Here is a 25,154-nt window from a genome sequence, read left to right as displayed (position 1 = left end):
CAGCAGAGTCTGAGCATTCGACAGCAAATTGGCGACAAATCTGGCGAAGGTGCCACCCTCAATAACATCTCCCAGATTTATGACGCCCGGGGCGATTACGAAATGGCCCTGACCTATCTCCAGCAAAGCCTGAGCATCCAACAGCAAATCGGCGANGCCCTGACCTATCTCCAGCAAAGCCTGAGCATCCAACAGCAAATCGGCGATAAAGCCGGGCTAGCTGTCACGTATCACAACATGGGGGCTATTTACTGGGAGCAGTTTCAGGATGCCGAGAAAGCAATTGCCCAGCTTTGGCTAGCTTATCTGACGTTTAAACAATTGGGTTCGCCCAAGGTCGAGGTAACAGCAGATTATCTGGAAGCCATTAAAAGTCAGCTTGGGGAAGTTCGTTATCAGGAAATTTTACAATCCATTCAAGACGAGGAACCGATCTTATGATGAAAAGAACGCGATGAAAGATGCGTTTCAATCTTGAGTGAACGTTTATCCCGTAGGGATTTGACAGCGTGGCGTCGGTAGAAAAATGACCCTGAATGTCTCTGGCGTGCCGTAGGTACGCAACTGGTCGCGTACCTACGGCACGCCAGAGAGAGAGAATTTAAACCCTAAAGCTACCGACACTACGTTGTTATGTCCCGATGGGACAACATAAAAACGAAATCAAACAAGATTGAAACGCACCTCCTGATGAAAGGCGGTTCCATCAAGGGCAACGATGTCCACATTGGTACCGATCAACTGAGTAGTATGGCGCAAAAAAACAACCCCACAAAGCCAGTTCCCTGTCCTTATGAGGTTGAACGACAAATGATCCTGTCTGTTATTTCTTCTTCAAACCAGCCGTTGCTTTCGTTCCTTTATCCCCTCCCTGATAGCTGATCTTAAACAGGGTTCCGTTCAGGTCATCCGTCACGTAGAGGGCACCGTCTGGTCCCTGGGCCAGTCCGCAGGGGCGGTGCTGCACGGGGCCGCTGGGTTTCTCCAGGTCGATGCCCGAAAAATTGTCGGCGAAAATCTCCCAGGGGCCCGATGGCTTTCCGTTTTTGAACGGCACGAAGCCCACCAGATACCCTTTGTGCAACGGCTGCGACTGGGAGTGGAAGGCAACAAACGCGCCGTTCCGATACCGTTCGGGGAAGGCCGTTCCGGTGTAAAACAGCAATCCGTTCGGGGCCATGTGCGCAGGGAAAGCCACCAGCGGGTCAATGGTTTTTGCCGTGCCCACTTTCTTACCGTCACCCCCGTATTCGGGTGCCATAATTTTCTTTTTCTGGATGGGGTCGTAATAAATGTACGGCCAGCCCGCATCGTCGCCCTGGTGTACTTCGTACATGGTTTCGGCGGGGAGTTCGGCGCTCATCTGGGGCGTGTACATTTGGGGGTAAAAATCATCGAACCGGCCCCGTCCGTGCTGTAGCACGAACAGCGAGTTCGTTTTATCGTTCCAGTCCAGCCCTACCACGTTTTTCAGGCCGGTGGCATAGCGCGTACCCTTGTCGAATGACTGGTTGGGAACATCCGCTTTAAATTTCCAGATGCCAGCCGCCGAATCCAGCAGCGGGCAGGGCATTAGTCCTTTCCCGGTTCCCGCTTCCCGACAGGCATCATTATCCGAGGCTACGTTGACGTAGATGTTCCCCTGATTATCAACCGCTATCGACTTCGATTTATCGCGGTCTTTTTCCCGTAAACCGGACACGATCATCTCGGGCTGGTCGGAGTTCATAACTTCCTGTTTATCATTTAGTTTGTACCGATAAATCCCCGAATTGGAGGAAGCATACAGGTAGTCGTTTTTGAGAACAATCCCCGTTCCGGGATAGTTGCCAAATCCCATCTGCTCATCAATCAGGCCGTCGTTGTTGGTGTCCCGCAGCCGGTAAATGCCTTTTCCATCTTTCAGCTTGTTGAGTTTTACGTAGATATCACCGGTTTTAGTAACGGCGACGTGCCGGGTGGGGCCTAAATCCTGCGCGATGATGCTGCCCGAAAATCCGGCCGGGAGTTTTAATACCAGCGGGTCATCGGCCTTTTTCGTGGTATGCACAGAAGTTCGGGGAGGCTTCACGGGATGGGTTTCGGCGATGCTATCACCCGCAACCAGCGAAGTTATCAGGCAAATAATGCCAACAAGCGGTTTAATCATGACTTGATAGGAATGTGAGATTACTGTATATCTATCCCAAAAGTTGGCACGGTCGTAGAAATACTACTTTTTTCTGTCACTCCGACGAAAGAATGTCCTGACGCTTGAGATTCCTCCTTTCGTCGGAATGACAGAAAAAACTCCCGTAAATAGCAGCCGGTCCTATGGCTGCTATTTACGGGAGGGGAAATTATAAGAACGGATACGATCACATATTCCCTTTCTTCATCTCCTTCACGGCATAATCGGCGGCACGGGCTGTCAGGGCCATGTATGTCAGAGAAGGGTTTTGGGTTGACGTGGAGGTCATGCAGGCACCGTCGGTAACGAATACGTTTTTCACGGCGTGAAGTTGATTCCACTTGTTCAGCATAGACGTTTTGGGGTCTTTACCCATCCGGACGCCCCCCATTTCGTGAATATCCAGACCCGGACTGGCGTGGCTGTCCCGAACGCGGATGTTTGTAAAACCGGCTTCGGTAAACATCTCCGTCAGTTGCTCCTGATAGTCCTTCACCATCTTATCGTCGTTGTCGTCGTAGGCGATGGAAATTTTCAGTTGCGGAATGCCAAACGGGTCTTTCAGGTTCGGGTCGAGAGCCAGGTAATTCGTTTCTTTCGGAATGGTTTCGCCCATCATGTGCGAACCGACGTGCCACCCACCCAGTTTTGGATTCAGCAGGCTTTCTTTCAGGTCTGCCCCCACCCCACTCTGGTCGGAACGCGAAATACGGCCCGCCGAAAAACCGGCCGCGTAGCCCCGCAAAAAGCCCATCTCCTGTTTATGCACATTCCGGAAACGCGGAATGTACGGACTGTTCGGCCGCCGACCATCGGTAGTCGAATCAAGGTCGCCGTCGTACTCACCCGAAACACCGGCCCGGTAGTTGTGGAAAGCCGCGTATTTACCCAGAACACCGCTATCGTTACCTAATCCATTTTGAAACCGGTTGGATGTAGAGTTGAGCAACACCAGGTTTGAGTTCAGGGCAGCCGCGTTCAGGAAGATGATGCGGGCGTAAAATTCCTGCATCTGTTTGGTATCGGCATCGATGATGCGCACACCGGTTGCCTTTCCCTTCTTTTCATCATAGATGATGGAATGCACCACCGAATTGGGGCGCAGGGTCATTTTTCCCGTTTTGGCCGCCCAGGGAATGGTGGAGGAGTTACTGCTGAAATACCCGCCAAACGGGCAACCTCGCTCGCAGATGGTCCGGTGCTGACACTGCGCCCGACCCTGCTGAAAGTGAATTGGCTGGGGCTTGGTAATGTGAGCCGCCCGACCCATAATGACGTGCCGGTCGTTGTATTTACCCGCTACTTTTTTCTGGAAATGTTTCTCCACGCAGTTCCACTCGTGCGGGGGCAGAAACTCCCCGTCGGGCAGCGTAGCAATTCCGTCTTTATTTCCCGAAATACCGGCAAATTTCTCCACGTAGCTGTACCAGGGGGCAATGTCGGCGTAGCGGATGGGCCAGTCGACGGCGAAGCCATCGCGGGCGGGGCCGTCAAAATCAAAGTCGCTCCACCGCTGGGTTTGCCGCGCCCACATGAGCGATTTACCACCCACCTGATAGCCCCGAATCCAGTCGAAGGGTTTGTCCTGCACGTAGGGATGCTCGGCATCTTTCACAAAAAACTGCTCCGTTCCTTCATAAAAGGCGTAGCATTTACTGATAATAGGGTTGGCCTCCCGCACCTCTCGTTTAAGCTGGTTGCGGTGTTCAAACTCCCAGGGCTGCATGTTGGTGGATGGATAATCCGTTACGTGCCGAACATCGCGGCCGCGTTCGAGCACCAGTGTACGGAGTCCTTTACCGGTTAATTCTTTGGCGGCCCAGCCACCCGAAATACCCGAGCCAATCACGATGGCATCGTATGTATTCTGCGCCTGAGCATCTATGTTTATATAAGACATGTCTGGTTAAGTTTATGGTTTTTAAATTTACGGTTGTCTGACGCAAAAGTGTCTCTCGCGTCAGCCAACCGCATCGGCGGCCCGGCGTAAACGTTAAACCGTAAACCGATATTTATTTCCCCTGCGAGGTTGTTTTTTGGTTTTTCTGGGCAACGGGAACACAGCCGTAATAGTGGCCCGGTATAAACTGGTAGTGCGTGAGGTTAGTCATCACGTATTCTGAACTCATGTAGCCCCGAACAGTAAGTCCTTTTACCAGCGAGTAAAATTCTTTCTGCCCCGCGTCCGTAGATTGGGATAACTGCGTAAGCAAAGCCGTGCGCTGGGCCGCATCTCCTCCGGCAAATGAGTTACCATACGCCGTTTTTGCCAGCCCATCCAATGAATCCAACCCGTTGCGCAGGGTGTTCTGCGCGGTTACCGGATAGCAATCCGTTATCATTTTTTGCACGAACTGATGCACATTCAGCCCTTTTGCCCCGGGTGTATCGGTAGCCGGAATGATGGTCTCAACCAGTTCGGCCAGCAGTCCATCCTGGCTACGAGAAAGCAGTTGAGGAGTCGAACGGACAGTGTCCGCCGTCCAGCCGTTGGCCCAAGCAGGCAAACTAATCAAGCCGCCAACGGCCCCGGCCATTGTTTTTAATGCGTTACGTCTTTCCACAGAAGTTAGTTTATATCAAAATCATGCTACTCATTCTCCCAAAGATATAACACAAACCTGACTACTTATCGTGCCTACTGGCCACAAAAGTCTGTTTATAACTACAAAATCAATGGAATACCCTAGTATTCACGCTTCGGACGCATACCTGTACAGGAAGGTCAGGCCCGAATTAAATGCCCATTAAATATGCCCCATTGAAACGCGTGGTGCAACATTGTTCATTTTTCTGTCGTATTCGTTATCAGATAAGGGCATGTTTTATCTATTAACTCTACAGAACAACAACAACAATGAATGGTACTCAAAACACCCGGAAAAACGCGCGTTCTTTTCAGCACTGGTCAGTAAGGCTGTTTTTACTGACTGGTTTTATTGGTCTGCTCTCGGCCTGTACCAAGAACTCAGACAACGTTACGCCACAAACGACAGCATCAACCAGTGAGAACACAACCGTTGACTCCTGGATCCTGTCGAATATGCGGGAGTACTATTACTGGAACACGACGATTCCGGCCAACCCCGACACGACCCTTGCCCCCGACGTATTTTTCGACTCCATTCTGAACAAGTACGACGCCACCACCAACCCAACCGGCGATCGGTTCTCCTGGATCGAAAACGACGCGAACACGCTAACGGCCGAACTAAGCGGGCAAACACTAACCACCGGTATGGAATACAATCTATACCTGCGAACATCGGGAGGAACGGGCGTTATTGCTCAGGTCCTATACGTACTGCCTAATTCTCCGGCACAGAAAGCCGGGTTGAAACGGGGCGACATCATCTCCAAAGTGAACGGCCAGCTATTGAGCACGACCAATTACGCCGACCTGCTTTACAGTAGCACAACGGCCTTTACCTTTGGTTTGGCTAGTGTAAGCGGCACAACGCTGATCGATACCGATAAAACAATCAGCGTAACGGCTACTACGTTCCAGGAAAATCCGGTCTTTATGGATTCTGTATACGCCATTGGCAGCAAAAAAATCGGCTATCTGGTGTATAATCAGTTTGTGCCGGGTGCCAACGGCAGTACGGCCAACGAATATGATGCGCAGGTCGATGCGGTTTTTGCCCGTTTCAAAGCGCAGGGAGTCAATGAACTGGTGCTGGACTTACGCTACAATCCGGGCGGCTATACCTCCTCGTCGGCTAATCTGGCCAGCCTGATTGGCAAAGGGGTTAGTTCCGGTAAACTGTATTTCCGCGAAGAGTGGAACGCCAGTATCACGCCTTACCTACAAAAGGAATACGGCAGCAGTTTCTTCATCACGAATTTTCTCGACAAGTCGCAGAACATTGGCAACAGCCTCTCGCGGGTATTTGTCCTGACGACGGACCAAACAGCTTCTGCCAGTGAGCTAATCATCAACGGTCTGCGGCCTTACATGCCCGTAACGACCATTGGAACCACTACCTACGGCAAAAATGTGGGCTCGATTACCATTACGGACGATACGGGCAAGATAAAGTGGGGGATGCAGCCCATCGTATTCAAGTCCTACAATAGTTTGGGGCAGTCTGATTATTCTACCGGTTTTACCCCCGGCACCACGGTGGAGGAGGCTATTACCTTATTGCCGCTGGGCGACACCAACGAAGCCCTGCTGAGTGAAGCACTCTACCAAATTACTGGCGTTGCTGTAGCCGGTGGCCGTCGGGCTATAACGCCTGGCAACCCGCTGGCAGCCCTGGGTTCATCCCTGGAACGCAAAGCAGGGGGGCATTCCATGATTCGGAAACTCAGGAATCTGACGTTCTGATATTTTTTTCAGTCGCGTTCCAACGGTTACAGCCTGAAGCGGGTCTTTAGGCTGTAGCCGTTGGATTTTATCAGCGACACGGCTTAAATCAACGGCATCAATTAAGAATTTTTATGAGAATAGCTCGTTGGTAAGTAGTACCCCTTTGGTGTAATTTTGCAGAACCCGGCCAATCCATTGTGTTGGCCGCGTCGAAAACCAATGAGGTAACGCAGGCTGGTCAGGCTACCGGCATCGTCGTTGTTAACTCAAATTGCTATACCTTTACGTTTTAATTCGTTCGTCACGCTCGTTTTTTCATGATTCATTTACCATTCCGATTTCTTTCGGCTAGAAAATCCCAGTCGAAATCTATATCAGCAGAGAATTCACTCTCTTCCACCACCCGCACCAATTGGGTTTTAGGGATACTTTGCATCGGCTGGGCTGGTGCGCTCATAGGCTGTAAAACAACCGACGTTGTGTCTACTCTGGGAGACTGGACAACAAAATCACAACTGGAAGGCGTGAGCCGGTACGGTGCATCCAGCTTCGTTATTGGCACTATCGCGTACATGGGTACGGGTTCCGATGCCAACAGCAACCGTTTGAAAGATTTCTGGGCGTACGACCCCGCTCGCAATGCCTGGACACAGAAAGCGGATTTCGGCGGAGTAGCCCGTTTCGCCGGGGTTGGTTTTGCCACGGGCACAAAAGGTTACATTGGTACCGGTATCAACGCCAACAGCGACCGGCTGAAAGATTTCTGGGAATACAACCCAGCAACGAATACCTGGAAAGCAGTAGCTGATTTTGGTGGCACCGCCCGCCAGACCGCCGTTGCCTTTGCCATTGGCACGAAAGGCTATGTAGGTACGGGCTACGATGGCAATTACCTGAAAGATATGTGGGCCTTCGATCCAACGGCCAATACCTGGACCAAAGTAGCCAGCTACGGTGGGGCCAAGCGTGTGGGAGCTGTTTCTTTCGTTATCAATAACATCGCTTATGTTGGTACGGGCAATAACAATCAAGTAGATCAGAAAGACTTCTGGTCGTACGACCCCGCGCAGGATTTATGGACCCAGAAACTGGATTTCACCACCGACCAGGCCAGCATTGCCCGGAGCTATGGTGTAGGCTTCACCATTAACGGCAAAGGCTACATTGTAACGGGTAGTGGCACCAGCACGACCAAAGATGTCTGGGAATACGATCCGGCAACTGATTTGTGGACCACCCGGGGTGTTTTTGAAGGGGCTTCCCGGACGTACGGCGTAGGGTTTGCCATTGGTGGACAAGGGTACGTTACAACTGGAGGCAGTGCCAGCAGCCGTTTCGACGACCTCTGGAGCTTTGACCCGACCATTGAGCAGGTTCAGTAATGCCGGTCGTAACAACCAGCACGCAAACAAAGTTGATCCGGCTGTTACTAGGGCTGTTGCTGATTGGTTTGGCCGCTACCACGGCTTACCAACTGTATGACCTGCGGCAAAATCATTACCAGGTTCAGGTAATCAGGAGTCCCAACGGCTGGGGCTACGACATTCTGAACAATGGAAAACCATTCATTCATCAGCCTACCATACCGGGAGTGCCCGGTATGGTAGCTTTTTCCAGCCAGGAGCAGGCCCGTCGGGTCGGTGAGCGGGTAGTGGAGAAAATACAGCAGACGGAGGCCTTGCCTACGCTGACCAATGAAGAGTTACGTCAGTTAGGCGTAAAAATTCCCTGAATTCTTTGATTATGCGTACATTCTGGTACGCCGGTTTGCTGTTGCTGACCGGTATTGTGCTATTTTCCTGTCAAACGGGCGACCTCAACGTAGGGCAATCGGTTATCAACCCACAGGAACTGCTCGTGCAGTCGGTGGATTCCGTAACCGTCAAAACGTCGACGGTGCTGAAACCTGACTCGTTTGCTACATCCGGTGATGCCAATCTGCTGGTGGGCCGCTGGACGGACGCCCAAACCGGCAAAATGACCGCCCGGAGCTTTGCATCCGTCAATTACGCGGCCAACTCGCTGAATACGCAAACCAACATTCGGCTGGATTCGCTGGTACTGGAATTGAATTATGCCTTTGTGTACGGCGACTCTGCGTCGCAGTTCAATCTGAGTGTACATCCGTTGCTTCGACCCATGGAGAATCAGTTGTACTACAACACCAGTTCACTGGATTACGACCCTAAAGCAATCGTACAAAAGACGTTCATTCCCCAGCCGAGGAGTCGCACAAGGCAAGTACAGATTCGGATGCCCGATGCCCTGACACAGGCCTTTTTTGCCAAACTACAGAACGGTACGGTCAGTGATGCTACGGCGCTGGCTGAATTTTTGCCGGGTTTTGCCCTGAACTGCAATTCCAATGCCAATACGTTTGTCGGATTCGCAACTGCCAGCAGTGGCCTGCGTTTCTATTATCATTCGACCGATATTGACCAGACAGCGTCTACGCTTCTGTTTCCCTTCTCGGCCATCTACTTCTCGCAGGTTAAGAACGACCTGAGCGGTACCGTACTAAGTGCGCTCAAAAATCGCACCGATGCGGTTAGCAGTCGCCTGACCGATAATACATCCTTTGTGGTACCGGGTGCCCAGTTACAAACGCGTCTTGAGTTCCCGTATCTTAATCAGTTTGACCGTCCGGAGAAGTTTGCCGATCTCAATAAAGCTCTGCTGGTTATCAGCCCCGTCCGGAAAACGCTGAACGACAATATGCAACCACCTCCACTGGCCCTGTTTTTCACCAATACCCAGAATGATGTGCTGCCCATTTCGTTTCCGGGTGGCGTAACCGGAAGTTCGGCAGCAGTAGCAGCCTACAGCTACGATCCGAATGCGCTAACGCTGGCGGATTCGTACACCTTCGATCTGACGTACTATATTGGACAGATTATCAAGCGGAAAGCCTTAAATCAACCGCTGTTACTGACGATTCCCACGTCGGCGGAGTTTCAGCAGATTAGTCAGCGGAATTATTCCCTACAAGATTATGTGCAGCGGGTAGTGCTGGGTAACCAGCAAAAAGCGAATGACCAGTTAAAGGTGCAGCTCTTTATTACCTCAGGAACCTAGCTGTTTAGTGCTTAGGCTGGCTCCTATAACGCTGATAACATATAGGTCTGCCCCTTTTTTGTTGAAAACTCCGTGACAAAGCCAATTTCAGTTGCCCTGGAATTGGCTTTTTTGCCGTTTATGGCCAGCGGTTGACTGGTTCTGATTTTACAGGGTTCTCCATTTATGGATTTGACCGTGGCCGTTGTGAGCCGGTGGTTTTTCCACTGTATACCCACCTCAAAATTACCCCTCGCTTTCAGGCCAGTAACACGGCCATCTTTCCAGGCATCGGGCAGGGCGGCCAGCAGATGAATAGCATCCAGGTGGCTCTGGATCAGCATTTCGGCCATACCCGCCGTGCCGCCAAAATTACCGTCAATCTGGAAAGGTGGGTGCGCGTCGAAGAAATTGGGGTACGTTCCCCCGCCTTCTTTACTACCATACTTTGTTCCCGTTTGGCTGGTGTAGTTCAACAACTGCCGAAGCAGCGTGTAGGCATGGTTGCCATCCAGCAGGCGTGCCCAGAAGTTCACTTTCCAGGCCCGGCTCCAGCCCGTTCCGGCATCGCCCCGTATTTCCAGCGTCTTTTTGGCCGCAGCCGCGAATTCGGGTGTCGTGACCGGAGATATCTGATGACCGGGATGCAGGCCGAACAGGTGCGACACGTGCCGGTGTTGCGGGTCCACATCGTCCCAGTCTTTGTTCCATTCCTGCAAATTGCCTTTATGCCCAATATGAAGCGGGTAAAACTTCTTCCGTTTTTCAATCAGCATCCGGCGAAATTCAGGCTCGGTATTCAATACGGTAGACGCGTCGATCAGGTTGGTAAACAAATCCCACATGATGGACATATCCATCGTCGTAGCCACCGAAATGGAGGCCGCCTGCCCGTTTGAATCGATAAAATCATTTTCGGGCGAATTGGAAGGCGAGGCTACCAGATACCCATCTTTATCCTCCACCAACCAGTCCAGGTAGAACAAAGCGGCTCCCTTCATGAGCGGGTAAGCCGTTTCTTTCAGGAAGGTCTGATTGCCCGTAAACCGGTAATGTTCCCACAGGTGCTGGCACAACCAGCCCGCACCCTGATTCCAGTTGGCCCATTTTGGGTCACCCTGCCCTTTGTCGCCAACGGGATTGGCAATAGCCCAGATGTCGCTGTTATGGTGCGCTACCCAACCGTGCATGTTGTAAAACTCCTTTGCCACAGCAGCCCCATTTTTAGCCAGTTCGCCAATGAAGCCCAGCAAAGGCTGGTGCAACTCCGACAGGTTCGTTACCTCCACCGGCCAGTAGTTCATCTGGGTGTTGATGTTGATGGTATAGTTGGAACTCCAGGGCGCCCGCAGTTCTTTGTTCCAGATACCCTGCAGGTTGGCCGGTACATTCGGCACCCGCGAACTGGCTATAAGTAAATATCGCCCGTACTGGGCATACAACGTTTCCAGGCCGGGATCATAGCCTCCCTTACTGTATGCCTGTAGTCGTTCGTCGGAGGGTGAAGACGTACTCAGCTTTCTGGCCGTTGTATCGGTTATCTGAAGAGAGAACCGATTGAAAAAACCCTGATAATCCGCCATGTGCCGACTCAGCAGGGTTTGGTAATCTTTACCAACGGCGTTACGAATAATATCTTCTGCGAGTTTATTTTCGTCTTTTCCATCCTTGTCGGGGCATTTGTCATAGCCGTTGAAACTAGTCGTGGCCGTTACCAGCAGTAGTACTTCCGTGGCATTCCGAACGTGGAGACCAGCCGTGTCGGTCTGCACCGTTCCGCCCTTGTTCAATGCTTTCAGTCGCAACTGGAAGCGCATGCCCTTACAATCCTGGGTGTCATCATAAACGATATGTTCACGGTCTTTGGGGTTATAGTAGTTGGGATCTACCTGGGTAGGTGCTTTACCACGCATCACCCATTCGCTGGTTCCATTACCAGTACTTTTAACCCGAAGCTGGCTCCGGGTAGCGGCATCGAAACTAATTTGTCCGGGCTTGCTGGCCGTCAGGCGAATAACCATCAACTGATCGGGGGCTGAACTAAAGATTTCCCGTACGTAGTCCGTACCATTAACCGTAAACCGTGTAGTGGCCACCGCTTTCTGAATGTCAAGATCGCGGTAATAAGCCGACGGCGTGGTTCCTTTGGTATCCTGTTTTAGCATCAAATCGCCCAAAGGCAGGTACGACTGGGTGTAGAGTCCCTGCATGTGTTTGGCCAGTTCGGTTGCCTCTTTGTACTTCTCCTCCGCCAGGGCCTGCCGAATCTGAGGTAGAAAGGCAGGGGCGTCCGGGTTAACATGTCCGGTTACCGGCCCGCCCGACCAGAGTGTACTCTCGTTGAGTTGAATCAGTTCGTCGTTCACTCTCCCAAAAATCATGGCCCCCACCCGGCCGTTACCAATGGGCAAAGCCTCCGTCCAGACAGCGGCAGGCTGTTTGTACCACAGCCTGAGATTCGACTGGGCAGACAATGACGGAGAACAGGCAAGGAGCAGGAGGACACAGGCGATTTGTTTCATAGACGTAAGTTGGAACAAGATTACCGCTTAGGCTTTATAGCGCAAAAGCTTTCTTACTGATAAAGCACGCTGTACTGGTTTTATCCTGAGAAAGTTGTTGCAAAATTCCCGTATCTCCTGAACTGGCCACCCTGTCAAAAAAAATGATTCTTCAGGCCACCTTTTTCGTGCAACGAATTACGTTTATACGTCGTAATCCTACTAACAAATGTGCCTGAATAACAATCAGTACCAACGGACTATACTCAACTGACAAACAAGACCTGCCATGACGCGGTATGATTTTTTGAAATCAATGGGATTTACCGGAGCGGCACTGATGGCTGCCCTGACGGGCTGCGTACACGAGAGCGATTCGGTGGTTGATGCGCTGGTCATTTCGCCTGCTTCCAGTACGCCTGTTAGCACCACAACACCCGTATCGACTACGGCCACGTCCAGTTCAGCTACCTCTTCTACGGTTACATCGACAACAACGGCGGGCAGCACTACGGATTTGAGTACCATCAAGAACCGGTTGCTAACCATCGACCTGACCAGTACGGCGGCTGCCGCGCTGAAAACCGTGGGCGGATATATCGCTCAGAGCGGTATTGTGGTTGCCCAAACCAGTGCAGGCGTGTATGTAGCCGTAACACAAACGTGCAGTCATGAACCCAGGAAGAACATCATCTTCAATAAAACGGAGTTTTACTGTACCGTACACGGTGCCCGCTTCGACCTGACGGGGAGGGGCAAAAACAGCTTTGGAAGCGGTGGCATTGCCGTTTACAAAACAGCTACCGATGGTAAAACCCTGGTGGTGTACACCTAGCAATCAACCAATTTACTAAAAAATAGCCAACCTAACTTACCCCAGTATGAAACTGCTGATCGTCAGTCTTTTTGTTTTGTTGACCGGTACGACTCCCCAATGGGAACTCGATTTTACTCGGGCGAAAGCCGAAGCCGAAAAATCGCACAAGCTGATTCTGGTGAATTTTTCCGGCTCGGACTGGTGCGGCCCCTGCATCAAATTAAAGAAAGACGTATTTGAATCGGCCGATTTTCAGTCGTTCTCGGCTGAGCGGCTGGTACTGGTCCGGGCCGATTTCCCGCGCCTGTCGAAAAACCAGCTGAGTGCCGAGCAAACGGCCCGTAATGAAGCGCTGGCCGAAAAATATAACCACCAGGGCAAGTTTCCGTTTACCGTACTGCTCGATGCCAGTGGCAAGATCTTTCAGGAATGGGATGGCTACCCAAAATCATTGACTATAGCTTCCATGACCGAACAGATTCAGTCAAAGATGCCTGTGGACAAATGACAGCCGAACCGGGTCTCCACCGCCGGGTGCAGCGGCTCATGGGTAACCGCTTCGAGATTAGCGTGGTGAGCGATGATGCCGACTGGGCCAATGCCCGCATCGATGAAGCCATCGCCGAAATCAGCCGGATCGAAGCATTGCTGACAACATTTAGTGACCAGAGCCAGACGAATCAGATTAATGCCAAAGCTGGTATTAGCCCCGTCCGGGTGGATGCGGAGGTTTTCGCCCTGATTCAGCGGTCGCTCCGGCTATCGGACCTGACCCAGGGAGCTTTTGATATTACGTACGGGTCCATTGACAAAAGACTCTGGAACTTCGACGCGACCCTTACCCAACTGCCTGACCCTGAAACGGCCCGGCAAATGGTTCAGCTGATCAATTATCGAAACGTACTCCTCAACGCAGACGAAAGCACGATTTTCCTGAAAGAGAAAGGGATGCGGATTGGCTTTGGCGGTATTGGTAAAGGCTATGCTGCCGAACAGGCCAAACGGGTGCTGCGCGGGGGAGGAGTTGAGCACGGAATCGTCAACGCGGCCGGGGATCTGACTACCTGGGGCAATCAGCCTAACGGACAACCCTGGACCATCGGCATTGCCGACCCCGGTGCTGCGGACCGGAATGGCCCCCGGCTGGATGGCCCCAGGCAGGCATTTTCCTACTTTGCCATCAGCAACATGGCCGTAGCCACATCGGGTAACTACGAGAAGTATGCCGTCATCGACGGAAAGCGTTATTCGCATACCATCGACCCAAAAACAGGCTTTCCGGTTTCGGGGATAAAAAGCGTAACCATTATGGCTCCCAACGCCGAACTGGCCGATGCCCTGGCCACTCCCGTTATGGTGATGGGCGTACGGGTGGGGCTGGACCTGATTAACCAAATGCGGCAGATCGCCTGCGTAATCATTGATGATACTGATTCCCTGTTCACCTCCGATAATATTCGGATCACTGATCGGGCTAACACCTTATAAACACTACTCGAACAATGAACAACCAAAGGGCCGGGCTACTGGCAATCGGGCTAATGCTGCTGGGGACTTCCGCCTGTACAACCGTGAAGGAGTATCAGAAAAACCGGATTAACGATGCCGAAATGGAGCTATCGGCCCGTAAGTCGGAGAAGTTCGAGCAAAATTTTTACCTCTACCGCGAAGGGGCGGCTGGTGCCAACGGGGGTAAAAGTGGGGGAGGCTGCGGCTGTAACTAAGCGGATCACTCATGAAAAAAATATGTATATCCGTCGGGCTGCTGCTAACCATGTTACGGGCAGGCCACGCGCAGTCGACCGAAAAACCGGCTTACGAGAAACGTAAACTGAAGTTTGAGGAAGTAAACATCGTGTCGAGTTACTATCATCAGGACGGTAACAATTCGGCCGTTACAGGGGGTATCGGTACCGAGAAACTAACCGACCTGGCGCAATCGTTCGATTTGATAATGTCAAAGACCGATCAGAAAAACCGGTTGCATACGTTTGCCTTCGACTTCAATATCGACCACTATACCTCGGCCTCCTCGGATAATATCGACCCGCTCACCGTGTCGTCGGCTTCCCGCAGCGATACGCACGTGTACCCTTCTTTATCCTGGAGTGTGAACAATCCTGCCAATCGGACGACCAAAGGCGTGGCCCTCTCCTACTCCACCGAATACGATTACAAATCGTATGGCATTAACCTGAGTTTTGCCAAAGCCTCGGCCGATAACAACCGGGAGATTAGTGTAAAAGCGGGTGCTTTCTTCGATACCTGGAAGCTGATATTACCCCCCGAACTACGACCCGAAGGCTACGGTTCCGGTGCGCACGGCGATAGAGACCCCGTTGCCTACAAGCCCCGTAATTCGTACAATGCCAGCTTGTCCCTGTCGCAGATTATCAATAAGCGGCTACAGGTGCTGCTTACGGTCGAACCGGCTTTCCAGCAGGGGTTATTGAGTACGCCCTTTCACCGGATTTATTTCCGGGACGGCTCCGAGACCGTAGAGCGATTGCCTGGCTCCCGGCTAAAATTGCCCATCGGGATCCGGCTGCATTATTTTGCTGGTGACCGGGTTATTGTGCGGGCATTTTACCGGTATTACATCGACGATTGGGGAATGCAGGCTCATACCGTTAACCTCGAAACACCGATTAAATTAACTTCCTTTCTGTCGGTCAGCCCCTTCTACCGGTTCAGCCACCAGACAGCCGTACGGTATTTTGCTGCTTATGGCCAGCACAGTTTGACGGAGAAATATTATACGAGTGACTACGACATTTCGGGCTTCAACAGCCAGTTTATCGGTGCCGGTATCCGGATGGCTCCGCCCGGCGGTCTGTTCGGAACGGGACACTGGCAAAGTGTTGAACTACGGTATGGGCATTACATCCGCAGTACGGGCATGGTGGCCAACAATATTACGTTTCTGGCTAAGATAAAGTAGTGATATAGACGATAATCCGGCTAAAAATAGTGTGATTAACGGTTAAAGTCTGACCCCGGATTTCCTTTTTTATGTGAAAGCCGGATTCCCTGACCGTCATCCAATTAGTACTAAATTTCCTTCGTATATTTAAAGCCTGTTTCCCGTGTAGCCCATCCTTAATCCTTGCATGGTCTGATTATGCGTTTTTCTACCATCTGCTTCCTGTTCTGGCTTTGTGCTATGGGTATCCCCCTGGCTTCGCTGGCAACACACCAGGTGGGGGGCCAGATAGAAATGCGGGCCGTTGCCAATGTTCCGGGGCAGTACCGGATTATCGTTACCAACTACCTGGAAGACGGAACCCGCGGGGCGGCCCTACAGGCAACTACGGGTATACTGGGTATTTTCCGGAAGCGGGACAACGTCCAGATGACCATCTTTACCGTTGTACAAACGAGTGCCCGGGAACCCGTTATTTACGCCAATGAATTTTGCGCAGCCCAGCGGAACCTCAAATTTATCTCCCTTACGTACGAGGCTAGTATTCAACTCAATCCAGGCACCTACGCCGATCCGCAGGGATACTACATATCCTACCAGACACGAAACCGCAACTCGGGAATCAATAACATCAATGGCCCCGACCAGACCGGCTTCACTTTTTACCTCGAATTTCCGGCTCTCCAGCAAAACGGGAGAATTTTCTCCAATTCATCCCCTCGTTTTGGCCCCATAAACGGCGAGTATGTTTGTTTGGGTGATCCGTTCACCTTTCCTTTCGGCGGTACCGACCCCGATGGTGATGAGCTTCGTTACTCCATGATAACGCCCCTCAATCAGAAGGGCACGAATCAGAATTCCGTTTCGCCCGCCCCCTACCCGGACGTAAGCTGGCTGCCGGGCTATAGTGCTGCCAATGCCATTCAGGGTAGTCCGGCATTGGGGGTGGATGCCAAAACGGGGCAGCTATCCGTTACGGCTACGCAACTGGGTCTGTTCGTTTTCGCGGTGAAAGTAGAGGAGTATCGCAACGGGATAAAAATTGGGGAAGTAAGGCGTGACTTTCAGCTGCTGGTTATCGACTGCCCTCCCCAGACAACGCCCAAACCGGATGTCCAGATTGCCAACAGGCCCACCTTACGCAGTGCCTCAATCTGCCAGGGTGATTCAGCTATTCTCAGAGCCTCGCTGGATACAACCTGGAACTATCAATGGCGTAAGGATGGCATTAATATAGTGGGGGCCACAAAATCATCGCTGGCCGTGCGCGAAGCCGGTGACTATACCGTACTGGTATCACCCAAAACGACCTGTAGCAAAGTAGGCAATTCAGAAACGGTGACCATTGGCGTTATTGGCAAGGATGCGAAACTCTCCCTTAGCGGTCATTTGTGCGCCACCACCGGAACCGTAGGTCTGTATGCCACCCAGGACCCCAACGTACAATACCAATGGTACCGTAATAATCAGCTAGTGCCGGGTTCGCATACGGGCGACACGCTTCAAACCAGTCAGCCGGGGCGCTACTTTGCCGTTCTGACGCATACCACCCTGGGTTGCAAAGCCAATACCGACACCGTCAGCCTGGAGCGTTCGGCTGCCGTGGTACCCATGATCCAGACAGCCACGACGCTGAATAGGATTTGCCCTCAGAGTTCACTGATGCTGACCGCTACGGGTGGGGTCAGCTACGCCTGGAAAAAAGAGGGCGTGGCGGTGGGCACTGACCTTTCCCAATATGCCGCCAGCAGTGCGGGGTCCTATGCGGTGGTAGCCACGGATCTTTTTGGTTGCGAAGGAACATCAACGCCCCTTTTGCTCACGCAGCTTCCTCCCGTAGTCATCCTGTTCGATTCTATTCCAGGTGTTTGTGGCACGGATGTTCCGACATACACGCTCGTTGGGAGTCCGGCAGGGGGCATATTTACAGGAGCGGGGATAACAGGAACGGTCTTTAGTGCGAAGCAGGCGGGTATCGGTAATCACCTTATAACGTATAGCGTTAAGGCGGCCCCTGAATGTACAGACGTAACTGCTAGCCGAACAGCCGTAGTAGCTCCGATACCGACCATTCAACTGGCCGATACGATTACCACCTACAAAGGCAATACCTTCACCCTGAATCCTGTCTATACCGGAAACCCAACCCAGTTTGGGTGGACAGCGTCTACGTACCTGGATAATCCGACGCTGGCAAATCCCACTGTGCAGGATATTACCAATGATATTACGTATACCGTCGATGTAAAAAATAGTACGGGCTGCGATGCCAACCATACCGTTCACATTACGGTGCTGGCACGACTGTACATACCCGACGCGTTTTCGCCCAATGGCGACGGGATGAACGATAGTTGGGAGCTTCCGGGTATCGAAGCCTTTCCGGATGCTATCGTAACGGTTTTTAACCGATGGGGGGGAATAATTTACTCGTCAGACAAAGGGTACCCTCACCCCTTCGACGGTACCCTGAACGGCAACTCCCTGCCACAGGGCATGTACGTTTATACCATCCATACCGTACCCGCCAAACCCATGATTCGGGGTAACCTGATGCTGGTACGATAACGCGTGACTAGAAAAAAGGCCTCTACCGGATTACGATCCCATAGAGGCCTTTTTCAGTACCCTGATACCGTCGGGTTGAAACCCGGCGCTACCAGCCCTGTATAGGTTACGCCTGTTTCGTCAACTGGATATTCATGACCAGCTTAACGTCGTCACTGACAACGATTGCACCGGCTTCAGTAATACCATCCCAGGTCAGGCCAAATTCTTTCCGCTTTATAGTACCGGTCAGTTCGAAACCTGCTTTGGTCTGACCATAGAAATCCTGCATTTGTCCACCATGCTCTGCTTTGAGCGTTACTGGTTTGGTAACGCCGTGCATCGTCAAATCCCCGGCCACGTTATACGTGTCATCACCCGTTTTGGTCATGCTGGTCGATACAAAAGTGAGCTTTGGGAACTGCTCCGCATCGAAAAATTCAGCCGATTTGAGGTGACCGTCCCGCTGTTCTGCTCCCGTGCTAATGCTGTCGATATCCGCCGAAAAAGAAACTTTAGCATCAGTAAAGTCATCACCGTGTGATTCAACCTGACCTTCGTACTGGCCAAATGAACCCGTTACGGTCGAGATAACCAGGTGTTTTACTTTAAATTGAACTTCCGAGTGTGAGGGGTCAATTACCCAGGTAGTGGCTGTTGCAGTTTCCATAATGATAGGTGTTAATTAATTTCATGTTTTAACATTTGATGTATATACATTTAATTCAGTAAAAATGTTTCACCCGTTCAAACATTTTTTATGGCACGGGTGAGTTTTATCTTAAACTCCATCATTAATCGTATCGTACTGATGACCGGTACGATTAATGATGGAGTTCGACACTGCGTTACTACTATCTATGCTTATTTCAGTTGCATGATAGCAGCCATTATCTCAATACCTTCCCACAGAAACTGCACCTTCATGTTCTCGTTTTCGGCATGCTGGTTGTTATCGTAATTCACTACCGGCACCGACACTACAGGAACGTTCAAAACGGTATCGAACAGGTACAGCGGCAAACTCCCCCCCGCCGATGGCGATAGTACGATGGGGTCGGGGCTGGTGGTTTGCACGGCGGCAATAACCTCCTGGGCAATGGGCGAATCCAGGGGTGTCCGCTGGGCATTATACCCATGCCCGTGACTGATTTTGATCAGTTTTGGGTACTGTTGCCGCTCGGTATCCGTTGGCTCGTGGTCAATGATATGATATCCCTGAGCCTGAATATGATCTTCTACCCGGCCCATCTGGCGGTCTGCATCGTTACCCCGCACGAGCCGCAAATCGAGCACCGCTTCGGCTTTAGTTGGAATGATATTACCCGCCATAGCCCCGACGTTGGCACTCTGAATCCCGTTGATATTGAGCGTAGGCCGCATCAGCAGTTCTACAAAGGGGGTACCATTGCCGTCGGGTTCAGCAATGCCTAATTCCTGTTTCAGGGAGGCTTCGACGTTGGGAATTTTGGCCAGTGCCTCTTTTTCACTGGCGGTTAGCGGCACCACATCATCGTAAAACCCTTTTATCAGAACCTGATCTTTATCATCTTTCATGCTCGCCAGTAGCGTCACCAGCCGCATGGCCGGATTGGGCGCCCAGTTGCCGTAGTTTCCGCTGTGGAGCGGTCGTTTGGCTCCGTACACCGTCAGGCTCATATTCACATCGCCCCGAACGCCAAACTGCACCATTCGCTTCCCCGATACGTGGCGCGGGCCATCGGCAATGACCCAGATGTCGCTGGCCAGTTTGTCTTTGTGTTTAGCAAAAATTTCTCCCAGGTGCGCCGAACCGACTTCTTCTTCGCCTTCAAAGAAAAACTTCAGATTGACAGCAGGCGCCGTTTTCGTCTTTACCAGGGCATCGTAGGCATTCAGAATAGTCATAACGCCCGCTTTGTCATCGGCACTTCCCCGGCCCGAAAGCCGCCAGTTCGGGTCGATGGTATCACCCGATTTGTAGGTCGTTATAATTTTACCGCCCTGCTCTACGGGAGCCGTAATAAAAACGGGGTTGAAGGGTTGCAGCCCCTCGGCCCACTGTTTCGGGTTGACGGGCTGCCCGTCGTAGTGGGCGTAAAAGACGATGGTCTTCCTGGCTCCCGGCACCTTGATCTCCCCAAATACGGCCGGGGTTGTACCCGGTGTGGGGCCATCGAGCAACCTGGCGGGGATACCGCGCTGTTTCATCATCTGGAGAATGAAGGCGGCATTCTTCCGGATATTAGCCGAATCGGCAGAAACATTGGGAATGGACAGAAACTGGCGGTATTCGTCCATCAGGACGGTTTCGTTCATGTGTCGATACTGGCGAACTTTGTCCAGTGCCGATTGAGCCTGAGACTGGAAGGAAATAATCGAAGCAATAATAAAAACGGGTAAAAATTTCACGGACATGATGAATTGATTGGGTTGATGATAAATTGTACTTTCAATGAATTTTCGGGGCAGTTATCTACCGCTCTGCTACGCCTTTGCCTGAAACCTGTGGCTCGCGGGCAAATCCGGCACCATTCCAGATCAGGGTTTGTACTTGCCCCGCTGAATTCAGCGTAAAATTGACCGTATCGGTACTATTCCAGAATTGGTCGTAAGCAAGGCGAAACGTATTGAAATGCCAATGGCCGAGGGGACCGGTCAACAGGTCATTCAGGGACGCATAAAGGGTACCGTTCTGCATGATCACATCTACTTTGCCATACAGCGGGTCGGTATAGCTGCCCACATAGGCCGTTAGGGGCAACGATGGGCTGGTGTTTAATACGTGGGTGCTGTCGGCTTTACGTTCAACGGCTTTAGCCTGTTGCTTTAGTCCACCGTACAACGCCTGAAACTCGGCACTCCAGTCGTGGTCGATGCCGAGAGCAAATTCGTCGAAAGCCCGGTACATAAGCGCGTGCCGAAGCTCGGCATGGTCCAGGTTACCCTGCACATAAACGGCCAGTCTGGCATCGGGCAGCTGACCATGAATGGCAATCATGCCGGTCAGGCTACCGGTGTGAAAATTAACGCCGTGACCCCGGTAATCGTGCTGAAACCAGCCCAGCCCGTAGGTTTTCCAGACGGGTTTGATCAGGGCCTGAGTCGGGTAAAATTCGCGGTCCGTCACCAGGGTCTGGGGTTTAAATAACTCCGCCCAGGTAGCGGGCTTCAACAGACGTTTGCCACTATACCGGCCACTATCGAGCATACACTGCATCCAGTTGGCTAAATCATCAGCACAGGACCAGACCGAACCGGCGGGTCCCACCGAATCGACCAGCCCTTCTTCAACCCGACTATCGACCAGCCGAACCGTGTCTTTTATGGTCACATGCGGTTTAGCCCGGTTGGCATCTGTCACGTCCCGAAACAGTGCCTTTGTCCGGCGCATGTCGAGCGGCTCAAAAATGCGGGTACGAATAAACGTATCCCAGGGGACACCGCTCGCTTTTTCAATTACTTTACCAGCGGCCAGGTACATGATATTCTGGTACATAAACCCCGACCGAAAGGAGTAGGATGGTTTTACGAGCCGCAGTCGATGGATAATTTCATCGGGCGAAAGCTGGTTGGCTGCCCACAAGAAATCAGCATTACCTACACCCGTATTATGAAGAAGCAGGTCGCGCACCCGTACCTCCCGCGTAACGGCGGGGTCGTACAACTGAAAATTGGGCAGGTAATTCGTAACGGGGTCATCCCAGCGGAGTTTGCCCTCATCGACCAGTATTCCCAGACAGGCAGCCGTCATGGCTTTGGTAGTCGATGCCATCGCAAAGAGCATCTGTGTATCAACGGGTTCCGGTTTGTTCAGTACCCGGTAGCCATAGCCTTTTTTGAACAGTACGTTCCCGTTTTTCACCACCGTGACCGTCAGGCCCGGTACGTGCCAGTCGCGGACGGCCTGCGCCACATAAGCATCGAACCGGGACACGGAGTCGATGGTAGTTTTTCGGGATTGTGCCGAAATAAATTGGCTCGTAATGCCACTCCACAGTAGCATTAAGCCCAAAAAGGTCCATTTCATAGCAGGTTGTTTGGTTGTCGAAGGTAAGGTTTTTCAGTAAAAGAGACGTAAAATAGTACGTCTGTCCGTAGCTTTGTTGTGTGTCAATCACTTCTCAACCAACACAACATGTATTACCTGAATTTTCAGAAATTCTACCATCGACTGTCAACAGTCATCACGTTGTCCCTTCTGCTGGGTACGCTAACGGGTCTTGCCCAATCAAAATCCGGCACCGCCAAAACAGCCAATGCCCTCTCGGCGATTCAGGAAAGCGACATTAAACGCGACCTTTTTGCCCTGGCGGGCGATCACTTCCGGGGCCGGGAAGGTGGTTCTCTCGACGAACTGAAAGCGTCCGTCTGGATTGCCGACCAACTTCGGGCCATGGGTCTGCAACCCGGTGGCGATGATGGTACGTTTTTCCAGTTTTTTCATATTCAGCGCACCCGCATCACCGAAACCAGCCGGTTAGCCATTGGCACGCATCAGCTCGCACACGGACAGGATGCCTTTATTCTGGCCCCCGCCATTGCTTCTGTGGATGCCCCGCTGGTATTTGCGGGTAAAGGAACACCCGAAGAACTGGCCAAAGTAGACATCAAAGGCAAGGCCGTAGCCCTGGAGTTTTCGGGAACAGGGCCACCGGAAATAAGCTATCGCCGGTATCTGTTCGGCACTATGAACCGCCGGGCGGCAGACCTGATCAAGGCCGGAGCACTGGCTGTAGTATGGGTATCGGACAAAGAAGCGCAGTCGTATTTTGAGCGGTGGACAACCGGGCTGGAGCGGGGTCGCTATGACTTACCCGGCGGGGCCAACACCCGCGTTTTTTCACAGGCCCCTACCATCTGGCTTCCCGCCAGCGCAATTGACTGGATCAAACAACCCGGCCAGCAATTTACCAATGTGGTCAACGTGGAAAGTTTTAGCTACCCGTCCGTCAATATCATCGCCAAAGCACCCGGCACCGATCCGACGCTCAAAAATGAATACGTGCTGTACAGCACCCACCAGGACCACGATGGTGTCCGGCGGGCGGTTGCGGGCGATTCCATCTGGAACGGAGCCGACGACAACGCCAGTGGCTGCACAGCGACGATGGCTATTGGTCGGGCTTTTGCTCAGAAACCCGGTAAGCGCACGGCATTGTTTATTTTTCACGGGGCCGAAGAGCGGGGTTTGCTGGGTTCACGGTATTACGTGGAGCACCCAACGGTGCCAAAAGAATCCATCGTAGCGGTGTTGAATGCGGAAATGATTGGCCGGAATGACCCCGACAGCGCGGCTATTCTGGGTCAGCAGCCGCCCCACCGCAACTCGACGGATCTGGTCAATACGGCGCTAGCCTATAATCAGTCGGAAGCGCATTTTAAACTCGACACCCTCTGGGACAAACCGGATCACCCCGAAGGCTGGTATTTCCGCTCCGATCACCTGCCCTACGCCCGCGCTGGGGTGCCAGCCATTGCGTTTACAACTCTGCTCCACGCTGATTACCACACGCCTAAAGACGAACCCGACCGCATCAACACCGCCAAAGTAACGCGTATTGCCCGCTGGATGTACCTCACCGGCTGGGATATTGCCAATCGGCCCGACCGGATTAAGGTAGATCCTGGCTTTAAACTGGAACGCTAACAGCTTTTTCACCCAAACACATGACTCGTTCCTTTTTGCGCCATTGCCCGTACGCCCTGTTTCTAACCGTTCTCGTAGCCTGTCACCGACCGGCCACTATATCATCGTCCACACCCTATTTCCCTGCCAAAGGGAACTGGACGCACCTGGCCCCCGAAAAGGCTGGGATGGATGCGGGGTTGCTGAACGAGGCCGTAGCCTTTGCCAAAACGCAGGAAACGACCCAGATGCCCCGTGACTTTTCGACGCAGGAAGAAATTTTCGGTAAAATGCTGGGACCAATGCCCGCCAGCCGGGCCACTACCAACGGCGTTATTCTCCGGCATGGCTACATTGTGGCCGAGTGGGGCGACACGCAACAACCTGACCCTACGTATAGCGTGGCAAAGAGCGTATTGTCTACCGTACTGGGTATCACTATCGAACGGGGTATGATTCCTGATATTCACGACCCGGTAGCGAAACTGATACACGACGGCGGGTACGATTCGGAGCAGAACCGGGCCATTACCTGGGAGAACCACGCCCAGCAAGCCAGCGAATGGGAGGGCGAGTTATGGGGTAAAAACAGCGACTTCGTTGGCAAAGAAGCGTTCGGGAAAGGAGAACGTAAACCCCGAACGCTCCAGAAGCCCGGTTCGTATTACGAATACAACGACGTTCGCATCAACCGATTTGCCCTTTCACTGCTTCGGCTGTGGAAAAAACCAATCCCCAATGTGGTGCGCGATGAACTAATGAACCCCATCGGCGCATCAGATACATGGCGGTATATTACCTATCCGAATGCCGTGGCCGATGTGGACGGGAAACAGATGCCATCGGTGAGTGGCGGAACCCGCTGGGGTGGTGGCCTATGGATTAACGCCCTCGACGAAGCCCGGTTTGGCTACCTGTTTTTACGACAGGGACAATGGAAAAACAAACAGATTGTCTCGGCCGACTGGGTGAGGAAAGCAACAACGCCCAGTCCGGTTGGCCCTGATTACGGGTATTTATGGTGGCTGAATACGGGCACCAGTACTACCGGCAAAAAAGCCTGGCCCGATGCGCCCGCAACGAGTTATGCAGCCCTGGGTGCGGGTTCAAATACCATCTGGATTGACCCTGAACATGACATCGTCATTGTATGGCGGTGGCATAATGGAAGTCCTAACGAACTGATCAAACGGGTATTGTCAGCGGTAAAGTAAGAGTG

General features: G+C 52.2%; 20 protein-coding genes. 13 read left to right on the top strand and 7 right to left on the bottom strand.

Annotated elements, in window-relative coordinates; genetic code table 11:
• The first annotated feature begins 9 nt into the window (after window positions 1-9).
• Complete coding sequence (locus B157_RS0100410; RefSeq protein ID WP_425423184.1) at window positions 10-441, top strand: tetratricopeptide repeat protein; 432 nt, start codon at window positions 10-12, stop codon at window positions 439-441.
• A gap of 382 nt (window positions 442-823) precedes the next feature.
• Here the strand turns inward: B157_RS0100410 and B157_RS34070 are convergent, their stop codons facing one another.
• The 3 genes from B157_RS34070 to B157_RS0100395 form a co-directional block, all read right to left on the bottom strand.
• Window positions 824-2,149: a PQQ-dependent sugar dehydrogenase gene (locus B157_RS34070; RefSeq protein ID WP_020601394.1), complete on the bottom strand. Its 1,326-nt coding sequence runs from the start codon at window positions 2,147-2,149 to the stop codon at window positions 824-826.
• Between the two features lie 208 nt (window positions 2,150-2,357).
• Window positions 2,358-4,070 (bottom strand): GMC oxidoreductase, encoded by a 1,713-nt coding sequence (locus B157_RS0100400; RefSeq protein WP_020601393.1) that lies wholly within the window; start codon window positions 4,068-4,070, stop codon window positions 2,358-2,360.
• A 112-nt stretch (window positions 4,071-4,182) separates the two neighbouring features.
• Window positions 4,183-4,707, bottom strand: a complete 525-nt coding sequence (locus B157_RS0100395) for a gluconate 2-dehydrogenase subunit 3 family protein (protein WP_020601392.1) — start codon at window positions 4,705-4,707, stop codon at window positions 4,183-4,185.
• 320 nt (window positions 4,708-5,027) lie between these two features.
• Here B157_RS0100395 and B157_RS0100390 point away from each other — a divergent pair, with 320 nt between their 5' ends.
• From B157_RS0100390 to B157_RS0100375, 4 genes are all read left to right on the top strand, one after another.
• Window positions 5,028-6,503 (top strand): S41 family peptidase, encoded by a 1,476-nt coding sequence (locus B157_RS0100390; protein ID WP_020601391.1) that lies wholly within the window; start codon window positions 5,028-5,030, stop codon window positions 6,501-6,503.
• Between the two features lie 461 nt (window positions 6,504-6,964).
• Window positions 6,965-7,867 carry a Kelch repeat-containing protein gene (locus B157_RS0100385; RefSeq protein ID WP_084761734.1) on the top strand — a complete coding sequence of 301 codons (903 nt, stop codon included), beginning with the start codon at window positions 6,965-6,967 and terminating at the stop codon, window positions 7,865-7,867.
• Window positions 7,867-8,217, top strand: a complete 351-nt coding sequence (locus B157_RS0100380; protein WP_020601388.1) for a DUF4907 domain-containing protein — start codon at window positions 7,867-7,869, stop codon at window positions 8,215-8,217. Before B157_RS0100385 ends, B157_RS0100380 begins: the two co-directional genes overlap by 1 nt.
• Before the next feature lie 11 nt (window positions 8,218-8,228).
• On the top strand, window positions 8,229-9,560 hold the full coding sequence (locus tag B157_RS0100375; protein WP_020601387.1) for a DUF4270 family protein: 1,332 nt from the start codon (window positions 8,229-8,231) through the stop codon (window positions 9,558-9,560).
• Between the two features lie 23 nt (window positions 9,561-9,583).
• Here the strand turns inward: B157_RS0100375 and B157_RS0100370 are convergent, their stop codons facing one another.
• Entirely contained in the window at window positions 9,584-12,061 is a 2,478-nt protein-coding gene (locus B157_RS0100370; protein ID WP_026308377.1) for a glycoside hydrolase family 95 protein, read from the bottom strand.
• A 268-nt stretch (window positions 12,062-12,329) separates the two neighbouring features.
• Here B157_RS0100370 and B157_RS0100365 point away from each other — a divergent pair, with 268 nt between their 5' ends.
• From B157_RS0100365 to B157_RS0100340, 6 genes are all read left to right on the top strand, one after another.
• A complete protein-coding gene (locus B157_RS0100365; protein WP_020601385.1) occupies window positions 12,330-12,875 on the top strand; it encodes a Rieske 2Fe-2S domain-containing protein in 546 nt (181 codons plus the stop codon).
• Between the two features lie 46 nt (window positions 12,876-12,921).
• A complete protein-coding gene (locus B157_RS0100360) occupies window positions 12,922-13,365 on the top strand; it encodes a thioredoxin family protein (protein WP_020601384.1) in 444 nt (147 codons plus the stop codon).
• Entirely contained in the window at window positions 13,362-14,345 is a 984-nt protein-coding gene (locus B157_RS0100355; protein ID WP_020601383.1) for an FAD:protein FMN transferase, read from the top strand. Before B157_RS0100360 ends, B157_RS0100355 begins: the two co-directional genes overlap by 4 nt.
• Window positions 14,346-14,398: 53 nt before the next feature.
• On the top strand, window positions 14,399-14,581 hold the full coding sequence (locus B157_RS0100350) for a DUF4266 domain-containing protein (protein ID WP_425423183.1): 183 nt from the start codon (window positions 14,399-14,401) through the stop codon (window positions 14,579-14,581).
• Between the two features lie 11 nt (window positions 14,582-14,592).
• Complete coding sequence (locus B157_RS0100345) at window positions 14,593-15,798, top strand: DUF3570 domain-containing protein (protein ID WP_020601381.1); 1,206 nt, start codon at window positions 14,593-14,595, stop codon at window positions 15,796-15,798.
• A gap of 180 nt (window positions 15,799-15,978) precedes the next feature.
• Window positions 15,979-18,348 carry a T9SS type B sorting domain-containing protein gene (locus B157_RS0100340; RefSeq protein ID WP_020601380.1) on the top strand — a complete coding sequence of 790 codons (2,370 nt, stop codon included), beginning with the start codon at window positions 15,979-15,981 and terminating at the stop codon, window positions 18,346-18,348.
• A gap of 106 nt (window positions 18,349-18,454) precedes the next feature.
• Here the strand turns inward: B157_RS0100340 and B157_RS0100335 are convergent, their stop codons facing one another.
• The 3 genes from B157_RS0100335 to B157_RS0100325 all read right to left on the bottom strand — a co-directional run bounded on the left by B157_RS0100335 (window position 18,455) and on the right by B157_RS0100325 (window position 22,336).
• Window positions 18,455-18,997: a YceI family protein gene (locus B157_RS0100335; RefSeq protein WP_020601379.1), complete on the bottom strand. Its 543-nt coding sequence runs from the start codon at window positions 18,995-18,997 to the stop codon at window positions 18,455-18,457.
• Window positions 18,998-19,191: 194 nt separating this feature from the next.
• Entirely contained in the window at window positions 19,192-20,724 is a 1,533-nt protein-coding gene (locus B157_RS0100330) for a M20/M25/M40 family metallo-hydrolase (protein WP_020601378.1), read from the bottom strand.
• Between the two features lie 58 nt (window positions 20,725-20,782).
• A complete protein-coding gene (locus B157_RS0100325; RefSeq protein ID WP_020601377.1) occupies window positions 20,783-22,336 on the bottom strand; it encodes a serine hydrolase in 1,554 nt (517 codons plus the stop codon).
• Between the two features lie 108 nt (window positions 22,337-22,444).
• On the opposite strand from B157_RS0100325, the gene B157_RS0100320 reads away from it, so the two are divergent.
• A complete protein-coding gene (locus tag B157_RS0100320; protein ID WP_020601376.1) occupies window positions 22,445-23,956 on the top strand; it encodes a M28 family peptidase in 1,512 nt (503 codons plus the stop codon).
• A gap of 20 nt (window positions 23,957-23,976) precedes the next feature.
• Entirely contained in the window at window positions 23,977-25,149 is a 1,173-nt protein-coding gene (locus B157_RS0100315; RefSeq protein ID WP_020601375.1) for a serine hydrolase domain-containing protein, read from the top strand.
• Window positions 25,150-25,154: the final 5 nt, after the last annotated feature.

The sequence above is a fragment of the Spirosoma spitsbergense DSM 19989 genome, assembly GCF_000374085.1.
Lineage (GTDB): Bacteria > Bacteroidota > Bacteroidia > Cytophagales > Spirosomataceae > Spirosoma > Spirosoma spitsbergense.
This window is presented reverse-complemented; position numbering and strand designations above follow the sequence as displayed.